The sequence below is a fragment of the Streptomyces sp. NPDC031497 genome (assembly GCF_055580905.1).
On sequence record NZ_JBVIKO010000005.1, the window covers coordinates 550,245 to 559,770 of the forward strand.

A 9,526-nucleotide genomic window follows, 5' to 3' on the forward strand; every position below is an offset into this window, starting at 1 on the left:
CCAGGACCACCAGTCCCGGCAGGGCCGCCACGAAGCTGAGCACGCCGTAGACGACGGCGGTGGCGAGCCCGCTGTCCGCGCCGAGGCCTGCCGCGGCGAACGCCCAGGCGGTGACGCCCTCCCGGGGGCCCCAGCCGCCGACGTTCAGCGGCAGGCCCATGGCGACCAGGGCTAGGACCGCGATCGGCGTCAGTGCCGCCACGGAGGCGGCGGAGCCGGCGACCCGGGCGGCCACCACGAACATCCCGACGTGCCCGGCGAGGACGACCGCCGAGGACAGCGCGACGCCCGGCCCGTTCCGCCGGGACAGCAGCGCCTGCCGGGCCTCGGCGAGCGTCGCTCGCAGGGCGCCACCGCGCTTGCCCGGGGCCCTGTTCATGCGGATCGCGATCACGACCGCGCAGGCGCCCGCGAGGCCCGCCGCCACCAGCGGGGCGAAGCTGCGCGCCTCGGCGCGGACCGGCGAGGGCAGGATCAGCAGAGCGCCCGCGCCGAACACCGTCAACGCGATCTGTCCCGCGGTCCGTTCCAGGACGACCGCGCGCACCCCGCGCCCGACGTCGCCCTCGCTCTGTCCGTGTCTGACCGCCCGGTGCACATCGCCGAGCACCCCGCCGGGCAGGGCCGCGTTGAGGAACAGCGCACGGTAGTAGTCGCCGACGGCGGGCCCGAGCGGCAGCCGCAGGCCGAGGCTGCGGGCCACCAACTGCCAGCGCCAGGCGCTCAGCACGGTGGTGACCGCGCCGATCACGAGGCCGATGACAAGCGTCGGGGTGTCGATGCGGCGCAGTCCGTCGAGGAAGACACCGGTGCCGAGCCGCCACAGCAGCACGGCGATGATGGCGACTCCGGCGACGGTGCCCAGGTGGGTGCGTACGGCGCGGAAGTTGAGGCGCCGGGACACGGTGACCGGGGTGACGGGGGCGGTCTCACGGACCAGGGTGGGGGTGGTCATGAGATGCCTCCGGTCGGCCGGGCGAGCGCCAGCAGATCGCTGTGGTGCAGGACGACCCGCAGTTCGCCGGCCGCGCAGGCGGCGAGCCGCTCGTCCAGGTAGGCCCGGGCGCGCTCGGCCAGTTCGGGGCGCTCCTCGACGGCCGCGCCGACCCAGCCGCGCAGCCACTGCTCGGTGAGTGCCTTCTCGTCGGGGCCGAGCCGCCAGGGGCTGGGGTGCACCTTGACGGTGGCGCCCCGGTCGGCGAAGGCCTCGCAGGCCGCGGTGACGGCGTCCGGGCCGAGCATCCCGCCGCGTCGCTGGTGGGCGTTGAAGGCCTCCGTCAGCTCCGCGTCCAGCGGATGGGGCGTGCCGAACTCGACCCGTCCGGCGACCGACAGGGTGAGCAGGGCGGGGCAGCCGGCCCCGGCACAGGCCTCCGCGAGGGTGTCGATCTCCTCCCGGGTGAGGACGTCCAGGAGCGCGGACGCGGTCACCAGCGAGGCGCCGATGAGCGCGTCGGGGGTGAGCCGGGCGACGTCACCGCGGCGGGTCTCCACCGTGACCCGGCTGCCGTCGGCGGCCACCCGGGGCGAGGCGACGGCGGCGAAGTGCAGGAGGTAGGGGTCGCGGTCGTGCAGGATCCAGTGCTGGGCGCCGTCCAGGCGGGGCGCCAGCCAGCGGCCCATGGAGCCGGTGCCGCAGCCCAGGTCGTGCACGACCAGACCGCCCGCCTTGCCGGGGAGGTTGGCCAGCCGGATCCGCAGCGGGTCCAGCAGATCGTGTGACCGGGCGGCCGCGTCCGCGCTCTCCCGCAGCTCCAGCCACTCGGGGGCGTACCGCGGCGGCTCCTCGGGCTCGCTCCCGCGCAGGCGTACGGTGGCCCGCTCGCCCAGGCGTACGACGGGGCCGGCCCCGGCTATCACCTCGGACTGTCCGGGCTCCCCGGCGGCTGCGGCATCCATGTGCTCTCGTCCCACCCCTGCGTCGGTGACATCCCTGGGCCCGGGCTGCGCGGGGATCGCGCCGACCGGGGTAGTGGTCGTCGTCTCGCTGGTCATGCCGCCCTCCGGGGTTCGTCGGGGAGCCTCAGCAGGACTCCGGCCAGGCTGCGGGCGGTGGTCGCCCAGCCGTCCAGTGCCGCCCGCCGGCCGCGCGCGGCGGCCTTCAGACGACGGCGTACGTCCGCCTCACCGAACCAGCCGCGCAGTTCGGCGGCGAGCGCGGCGGGGTCCTCCGGCGGCACGAGGATGCCGGGTACCCCGCCGTCCGGGGCCCTACCGACCGCTTCCGGCAGCCCGCCGACGTCGGTGGCGAGCACCGGGATGCCCCGGGCGAGGGCCTCGGTGACCGCCATGCCGTAGGTCTCGGCGTACGAGGTGAGGACCATCAGGTCGGCGGCGGCGTAACTGGCGTCGAGGTCGGCGCCGGAGCGGGGGCCGGCGAGGTGCAGCCGGTCCGTCAGGCCGTGCCGGGCGATCAGCGACCGCAGATGGGCGACGTACTCGGGGTCCTGGCCGAGGCCGCCGACGCAGGTGCAGGTCCACGGCAGGTCCCGGACCGCCGCGAGCGCCTCGACCAGCCGGTGCTGGCCCTTGCGCGGGGTGACGGCGGCGACGCACACCAGGTGCGAGACCCCGTCGGTGCCGCCGGCCAGCGGGGCGATGTCGGCACCCGGGGTGGCGACGTGCACCCGTTCGGGTGCCAGACCGTGGTGCGAGACCAGACGTCGTACCGCCCAGTCGCTGGTCGCCACCACGGCCGGCACGGCGCGCAGCACCGCGCGCTCCCGGGCGTCCAGGTCGGCGGCCACGGCCGGATCCAGCCCGGTCTCGTCACCGAGCGGCAGGTGCACCAGGACGGCGAGCCGCAGCCGTTCGGCCTCCGGTACGACGATCTCGGGGACCCCGCACGCCACCAGGCCGTCAAGGAGGACGACCGCCCCGTCAGGCATGTCCCGCAGGGTACGGGCGAGGGTGTCCCGGGCGGCCGCGTCGGGGCGCGGCCAGGAGCCGGGCACCGCGTGCCTGGTGACCTGCCAGCCGAAACCGGGCAGGTCCAGGCAGACCCGCCGGTCGTAGGCGTTGCCGCCGCTCGGGGTGGCCAGGTCGTCGACACCACCGGGCATGACGAAGTGCACGTTGCGCAGGGACATGGGGAGGATCCCGATGTTCGCGGGGGCGTTCTCGCCGGCCGGGTCGGTGGTCGCCGCGCGCTGCGCGGGCACGTAGGTCAGGGCCGGTGCCCGGCCGATGGTCACGTCGGTCACAGGGCACGCTCGTAACTCGCCCAGGCGACATGCGACTCATGCAGGGTGACGGTCAGGCCCGCGAGACCCCGGGCGCCCTCACCCAGGGCGCCCTTCTCGATCCGCTCGGCGAGCCGGTCGGCGATGACCTTGGCCAGGAACTCCGTGGAGGTGTTGATCCCGGCGAAGTCCGGCTCGTTGTCCAGGTTTCGGTAGTTCAGCTCGCTGACCACGGCGCCGAGCTCCTGGGTGGCAAGACCGATGTCGACGACGATGTTGTCGTCGTCCAGCTGCTCGCGGCGGAAGGTGGCGTCCACGAGGAACGTGGCGCCGTGCAGGCGCTGCGCGGGCCCGAACACGTCGCCGCGGAAGCTGTGGGCGATCATGATGTGATCGCGGACGGTGATGCTGAACAACGGACGACCCTCCAGGTGCGGCGCGTCTGGTCCCCCGGCTGATCCCTGCCGGGGGATGCCCTTAATACGGCTCTTGGCTTCCCCGTGTTCAGTCCACTCTCACTCTTTTCTCAGGTCAGGACCTCTTGGCCGCCCGCATTGGACATTCCGTCAGCCGACGGCGCCGTAGCGGACCCGGTGGCAGAGCGCCGGGATCTCCCCCGAGGCGAGTTTCGGGAGCACCTCCGGGAGCTCTTCGAACGCGCTTTCCCCGGTGATGAGGGCGTCCAGCGCCGGGTCGGCGAGCAGGTCCAGGGCCAGGGCGAGCCGGTCGGCGTAGCTGCGGCCGGAGCGGGCGGCCGGGGAGACGGTGCCGACCTGGCTGCTGCGCACGGTGAGCCGGCGGGAGTGGAAGGCCTCGCCGAGCGGCAGGGCGATACGCCGGTCGCCGTACCAGCTCAGTTCGAGGACCGTGCCCTCGGGGGCGAGGAGTTCCAGGGCGCGGGTGAGGCCCTGCTCGGTGGCGCTGGCGTGGACGACGAGGTCGCAGCCGTCGAGGGCGTCCTCGGGCGTCGCGAAGTCGATGCCGAGGGCCTGGGCGGTCCTGGCGCGGGCCGGGTCGGCGTCGACCAGCTGGAGCCGTACGCCGGGGAAGCGGGCGAGCAGGGCGGCGACCGAGCAGCCGACCATGCCGCCGCCGATCACCGCGATCCGGTCGCCGAGCAGGGGCGCGGCGTCCCAGAGGGCGTTCACGGCGGTCTCCACGGTGCCCGCGAGCACCGCACGCGCCGGTGGTACCCGCTCCGGTACCACCGTCACCGCGGTCACCGGAACGACGTAACGCGTCTGATGCGGATACAGGCAGAACACCGTACGCCCGATCAGCTCAGCGGGGCCCGCCTCCACGACGCCGACGCTGAGGTAGCCGTACTTCACCGGCCCGGGGAACTCGCCCTCCTGGAACGGCGCCCGCATCACCTCGTGTTGGCTGTCCGGCACCCCGCCGCGGAACACCAGTGTCTCGGTGCCCCGGCTGACTCCGGAGTACAGCGCGCGCACCAGCACCTCGCCCTCGGCCGGCTCCGTGAGGGTGACGTCACGCAGCTCTCCGTGGCCCGGAGAGCGGAGCCAGAACGCGCGGGCCGAGGAGTTCATCGGCATCCTCCTGAACGATCGGGAAGTTGTTCACGTACCGAGGTGTGCACAGCGAGAAGTGCACAGTCCGCGCACAGTACGCGGCGTTGATCGACTCTGTCACTCGGCCGGAGGAACGTGCGGTGGCCCTGAACAACACTTACGAAGCCAGGCTGGTCCAGCAGGAGACCGCTGTGGGAGCGGGCGTACAGATCCTGTTGCTGGTCCTGCTCGGGTCGGCGATCGGCATGGGGCCGGCCGGATGGCTGACGGGGCTCGCGTTCGCGGTGGCCACCTGGGCGGTGCTCTCCCGGGCCCTGCACCGCACCCGGCCGCGCACCTTCGGCCCGGCGAACCGGGTCACCCTCGGCCGCGCGATCCTGGTCGGCGGCGTGACGGCCCTGGTCGCCGACTCCTTCGAGAGCTCCCCGCCGGTCTCCCTCCTGGTCGGCCTGACCGCCGTCGCCCTCATCCTCGACGGCGTCGACGGCAAGGTGGCCCGCCACACGGGTACCTCGACGGCCCTGGGCGCACGCTTCGACATGGAGGTCGACGCGTTCCTGATCCTGGTGCTGAGCGTGTACGTCTCGACGCAGCTGGGCCCGTGGGTGCTGCTGATCGGCGCGATGCGCTACGCGTTCGTCGCGGCGGCGAAGGTCGCGCCCTGGCTGAACGCCCCGCTGCCGCCGTCGATGGCCCGCAAGACCGTCGCCGCGATCCAGGGCATCTGCCTGCTCCTCGCGGGCGCGGACCTGCTCCCCTACCTGGCCAACCTGGGCGTGGCGCTGCTGGCCCTCGGCTCCCTGCTGTGGTCGTTCGGGCGCGATGTGGTGTGGCTGTGGCGGAACTCGCGGGAGGCGACGGTGACGGCGCCGGAGGAGGCGCCTGCGGTGGCGGTGCGAGAGGCGGCGCCGACGGTGGCCGCGGTCGCGGAGGAGGACCGGGCGGAGGCCCGGGCGCCCGAGATGCGGCTGACGGTGCGCGTGGAGGCGCGGGTCGAGGTGCGCGCGGAGGAGATGGAGATGCTGGAACTGGCGGTTCGGTGAACTGACCCTGCCCGACCACGGCGCAGGGGCCCGGACCGGGGGATGGTCCGGGCCCTTGCTGTTTGCCTACGGGCGTGCTCCCCGCGTCCGTACGAAGGCGAACGTGGCCGCCGCCAGGCCCAGTGCGCCGACGATCAGGCCCGCGATGCCGAGGCCGCGCGCGGTGGAGTCGCTGGAGTCGGCCGACGCGGTCGTCGTCGCTTTGGCGCTGCTCTCCGTCGCCGGTGCGGTCGAGGCCGCAGCCTCGTCACCCGCCGTCAGCTTGATCGTCGGGGCCGGGTTCTCCGGCTCCTCGCCCCCGCTCCCGGCCTCCTCGATCCAGCGCACGACCTTGCCGTCGGAGTACGTCTGCAGCGTCTTGAAGGCCAGCTGGTCGGCGTCCTCGGGCAGCTGGCCGAAAGCGACGTCGAAGTCCTCGAACTGCCCCGCCCCGATCTTCCCGCCCGTCCAGGTGATCTCGGAGGCGGCCTCGGTGATGGTCCCGTCGTCCGTCTTCACCGGCGTCTTCAGCTTGGTCGTGGTCACCTTGGCGGTCCAGCCGTCCCGCGGGGAGACGAGGACGCCGAGGACGGGGTGGTCGGTGGGCAGGAACACCTGCACCTTGGTGGTGGAGGCGGTGTCCTCCTCGTTGGGCACGCGGAAGGTCAGCACACCGTCCGTGGCCCCCTTGGCGTAGCTCTCGGGGTGGACGGTGACATGCGCGGAGGCGACACCGGCGGCGGCGAGGACCGCCGCGGCGGTGAGCGTGGTGACGGTGACGGCCCGGCGCAGGGCGGAGTTGGCAGACATGGGTGAGGGATCTCCGTACGAGTGAAGTCTGTTAGGGGGTCTCGCGGGTGTTAGACCGGGTACGGGATCGCGGAAGGGGGGCCACGTCGACTCACCGCGTGCCGCAGCGCGAGCAGCCGACGGGGACGTATCGGGTCGGCCGGGACCCGGTGCGGGCCGGCGGCCGGGGCGGGCAGCGGGGCGTCGCACCACCAGGCCGCCAGACCGGGTACCAGGGCGGCCGCGCGGCGCGACAGCGACCACAGCGCGGCCTCGCCGCACCGCAGCCACCAGGAGGCGACCAGGGCAGCGAGAACATGGGCGGCGGTGGCATGCGCGGTCAGGGCGTGCGGGTGGTGCACCATGCCCGCCATGGCATGACCGTGCATGCGCAACTGGCCCGGACTCATGTGCGCCATGCCCATGTGTGCCATGCCCATGTGGCCCATGCCCATGGTGCGCGGCGGCGCGGGTGTGGCCGCTCGGGCCGCGTCGAAGCCGACGTGCAGGCCGGCCTGGGTGAGCAGCATGCCGGCGACGATCTCCGGGAGTCCGCGCTCCTGGCCCGCGAGGGCGCGTCCCAGGCCGAAGACGGCGACGAATCCGGCCGCGTCGGCCCACAGCGGCGGCATGTCACCCATGGCGAGGCCGTGACCGGCGGCAGCCAGGAGCACGCACACCGCGGCGAACACCGCGGCACGCAGGCTCCGCACCGCCGGTGACGCACTCATGGTGAGCGATCCTCCCACGGTCGGGGGATGCGCGAGGCGCGGACGCCTCGTTCACACACGGCTGGGCTTTCCCCGTGCGACGGCCGTGGTTCGCTGTGAGGGCGGAGGCCGGGCGACGGCGGACCGCCGCCCGGCCCGGCACCGCTACTTCTTCTGCTCCACCCGCACCCAGTCCACCTCCGCCTGCACTCCCCCGGCCGCGATCTTGTCCACGCTGGACTGGGGCAGGCCCCAGTAGGGGCTGGTGACCTGGTTCCAGCCGGCCGGGTAGGCGCCGCCGAGGGCGAGGTTGAGGATGACGTACTGGTTGTGGTCGTAGACCCACTGGCCGCGCGTGGACTCCACCTTGTTGCGGGTCGTCTCCTGGACCAGGGTGTCGTCGACGTAGAACCGCATCGCCGTCGGTGTCCACTCCACCGCGTAGGTGTGCCACTGGTCGACGGTGCCGCCGTTCGGGAAGGTCTGGCGGGCGCCGATGTTGCCGTCGGCCGAGTAGCCGGGGCCGTGCAGCGCGGTGCTGGTCCACGTCGGGTAGCCGATGTTTTCCATGATGTCGGTCTCGCCGGACGCGGGCCACGAGACCGACGGGTTGTCGACGTTGCTGCCCAGCAGCCAGAAGGCAGGCCAGTAGCCGTCGCCGACCGGGAGTTTCATACGGGCGCTGACCTTGCCGTACGTGAAGTCGAAGTGGGTGTTGGTGTCGATGCGGCCGGACGTGAAGTCGTAGGTGCCGCCTCCCGCCTGGGTGCAGCCCTTGCAGTACTTCGCCTTCAGGAGCAACTCGCCGTTCTGCGTCTGGATATTGTTCGTCGAGTCGACGTACGCCTGGGACTCGCCGTTGACCGGGCCCATCTCGGTACCGGTGCGGACGACCCGCCACTTGGAGCGGTCGAGTGCGGCGCCGGTGAAGTCGTCGAAGAACGTGGTCTGGTAGGTGCCCGACTGGTCGGCGGGGAGGGCCGGGTAGGCCGCCTGCGCGCTGCCGCCGGTGCCCCAGACCTGGAACTCGTAGAGGGAGTAGCCGAACTGGGCGGTGGAGGGGGCCGGGTTGTAGAAGCTGCGGCGCTCCTTGCCGAGCATCCGGACGTAGCGGCCGGTGGCCGGGGAGGGCAGGGCGACGGTGTCGTGCAGGCCCGCCGCGTCCCCGGGGGCGGCGACGTTCGCACGGCGGGCCGCGATGGCGGCGGCCGACGGCTCGTACACCGTGCGCCAGTTGACGTTGTCGTCGGAGACCTGGAGGAGGTAGTCGACGGCGAACGCGGACTCCCAGTACAGGTCCACGGAGGAGATCGTGGAGGTGGCGCCCAGGTCGACCGAGATCCAGCGGTCGGCGTTCCAGTCGCTCGACCAGCGGGTGTAGTCGCCCTTCAGGTCGGCCGGCCAGCCGCCGTCGGTGGCGAACGCCGGTGAGTTGCCCGCGTGCTGGTAGTAGTTGGAGTACGCCGGGTGGTTCAGGGCGAGGTTGCTCAGGGTCGTGGAGGCCGGGGCCGGTTCGCCGCCGTAGACCTTGAAGTTCCACAGTGAGTAGCCGTAGGGGGTGGCGCGTTCGATGCCGCGCATCCGGACGTAGCGGCCGGTGACCTCCTGCGGGTAGGTGCCCGCGGTGACCGAGCCGCCGGTGCCCGCGGTCTCGGTGTAGAACGGCGTCCAGTCCGTGCCGTTCTTCGAGGCCTCCAGGACGTATCTCTTGCCGTAGGCGGCCTCCCAGTCGAGGACCACCCGGTCGATACGGATCGTGGTGCCGAGGTCGATCCGGATCCAGGCGTCATCCGCGAAGTTGCTGGACCAGCGGGTCGCGCCGTTGCCGTCGAAGGCCAGGCCGGCAGTGGTGCCGCCGTTCTCGCTGCCGGAGGCGGTGACGGCGTTCGGGTTCGCCGTGTAGGCGGTGTTCGCGCGGTCGGTGTCCCAGGTCACGGCGGCAGCGGCGGCGGACGCCGGTACGGCCAGGACCGGGCCCGAGGCCAGCAGGGCGGCCGTCGCGAGGGCGGCCAGAAGGGTGCGGGGAACGCGGGTCGGCATGCGGGTCTCCTGAGTGTCGATGGTGCACATGTTGTTGTGTTCATGACAGATCAGAGTTCGGTGTCCATGACCCATGGACCGTCGTGCATGCGTGTGGAGTTGAGCGTGCGGTGGGGGGGGGGGGGGAACCCCCCCCCCCCCCCCCCCCCCCCCCCCCCCCCCCCCCCCCCCCCCCCCCCCCCCCCCCCCCCCCCCCCCCCCCCCCCCCCCCCCCCCCCCCCCCCACCCCCCCCCCCCCCCCCCCCCAACCC

General features: G+C 73.2%; 8 protein-coding genes and 1 pseudogene. 1 reads left to right on the forward strand and 8 read right to left on the reverse strand.

What is annotated here, in order from left to right:
* Positions 1-76: 76 nt before the first annotated feature.
* The 5 genes and pseudogenes from ACZ5K7_RS13805 to ACZ5K7_RS13825 form a co-directional block, all read right to left on the reverse strand.
* Positions 77-955, reverse strand: a pseudogene (locus ACZ5K7_RS13805) (lysylphosphatidylglycerol synthase transmembrane domain-containing protein); the annotation flags it as partial.
* Positions 952-1,899: a class I SAM-dependent methyltransferase gene (locus ACZ5K7_RS13810; RefSeq protein ID WP_468913262.1), complete on the reverse strand. Its 948-nt coding sequence runs from the start codon at positions 1,897-1,899 to the stop codon at positions 952-954. The gene ACZ5K7_RS13810 and the pseudogene ACZ5K7_RS13805, both read right to left, overlap by 4 nt.
* A gap of 92 nt (positions 1,900-1,991) precedes the next feature.
* The gene (locus tag ACZ5K7_RS13815) at positions 1,992-3,203 is read right to left on the reverse strand and encodes a glycosyltransferase family 4 protein (RefSeq protein ID WP_351699295.1); all 1,212 of its coding nucleotides are present in this window, start codon (positions 3,201-3,203) and stop codon (positions 1,992-1,994) included.
* Positions 3,200-3,598 (reverse strand): 6-pyruvoyl trahydropterin synthase family protein, encoded by a 399-nt coding sequence (locus ACZ5K7_RS13820; RefSeq protein ID WP_351699293.1) that lies wholly within the window; start codon positions 3,596-3,598, stop codon positions 3,200-3,202. Before ACZ5K7_RS13820 ends, ACZ5K7_RS13815 begins: the two co-directional genes overlap by 4 nt.
* Positions 3,599-3,748: 150 nt before the next feature.
* On the reverse strand, positions 3,749-4,732 hold the full coding sequence (locus tag ACZ5K7_RS13825; RefSeq protein ID WP_468913224.1) for a zinc-dependent alcohol dehydrogenase: 984 nt from the start codon (positions 4,730-4,732) through the stop codon (positions 3,749-3,751).
* A 122-nt stretch (positions 4,733-4,854) separates the two neighbouring features.
* Here ACZ5K7_RS13825 and ACZ5K7_RS13830 point away from each other — a divergent pair, with 122 nt between their 5' ends.
* On the forward strand, positions 4,855-5,757 hold the full coding sequence (locus ACZ5K7_RS13830; RefSeq protein WP_468913226.1) for a CDP-alcohol phosphatidyltransferase family protein: 903 nt from the start codon (positions 4,855-4,857) through the stop codon (positions 5,755-5,757).
* Between the two features lie 66 nt (positions 5,758-5,823).
* On the opposite strand, the gene ACZ5K7_RS13835 is transcribed toward ACZ5K7_RS13830, so the two are convergent.
* From ACZ5K7_RS13835 to ACZ5K7_RS13845, 3 genes are all read right to left on the reverse strand, one after another.
* Positions 5,824-6,546 (reverse strand): YcnI family protein, encoded by a 723-nt coding sequence (locus ACZ5K7_RS13835; RefSeq protein WP_468913228.1) that lies wholly within the window; start codon positions 6,544-6,546, stop codon positions 5,824-5,826.
* Positions 6,547-6,596: 50 nt separating this feature from the next.
* Positions 6,597-7,256: a hypothetical protein gene (locus tag ACZ5K7_RS13840; RefSeq protein ID WP_468913230.1), complete on the reverse strand. Its 660-nt coding sequence runs from the start codon at positions 7,254-7,256 to the stop codon at positions 6,597-6,599.
* Positions 7,257-7,400: 144 nt separating this feature from the next.
* Complete coding sequence (locus ACZ5K7_RS13845) at positions 7,401-9,275, reverse strand: discoidin domain-containing protein (RefSeq protein WP_468913232.1); 1,875 nt, start codon at positions 9,273-9,275, stop codon at positions 7,401-7,403.
* Between the last annotated feature and the right edge of the window lie 251 nt (positions 9,276-9,526).

Bases quoted from the DNA above. Each gene is read 5' to 3' on its own strand.
- ACZ5K7_RS13825 (WP_468913224.1), bottom strand. From the start codon at position 4,732: ATGAACTCCTCGGCCCGCGCGTTCTGGCTCCGCTCTCCGGGCCACGGA.
- ACZ5K7_RS13810 (WP_468913262.1), bottom strand. From the start codon at position 1,899: ATGGATGCCGCAGCCGCCGGGGAGCCCGGACAGTCCGAGGTGATAGCC.
- ACZ5K7_RS13840 (WP_468913230.1), bottom strand. From the start codon at position 7,256: ATGAGTGCGTCACCGGCGGTGCGGAGCCTGCGTGCCGCGGTGTTCGCC.
- ACZ5K7_RS13835 (WP_468913228.1), bottom strand. From the start codon at position 6,546: ATGTCTGCCAACTCCGCCCTGCGCCGGGCCGTCACCGTCACCACGCTC.
- ACZ5K7_RS13845 (WP_468913232.1), bottom strand. From the start codon at position 9,275: ATGCCGACCCGCGTTCCCCGCACCCTTCTGGCCGCCCTCGCGACGGCC.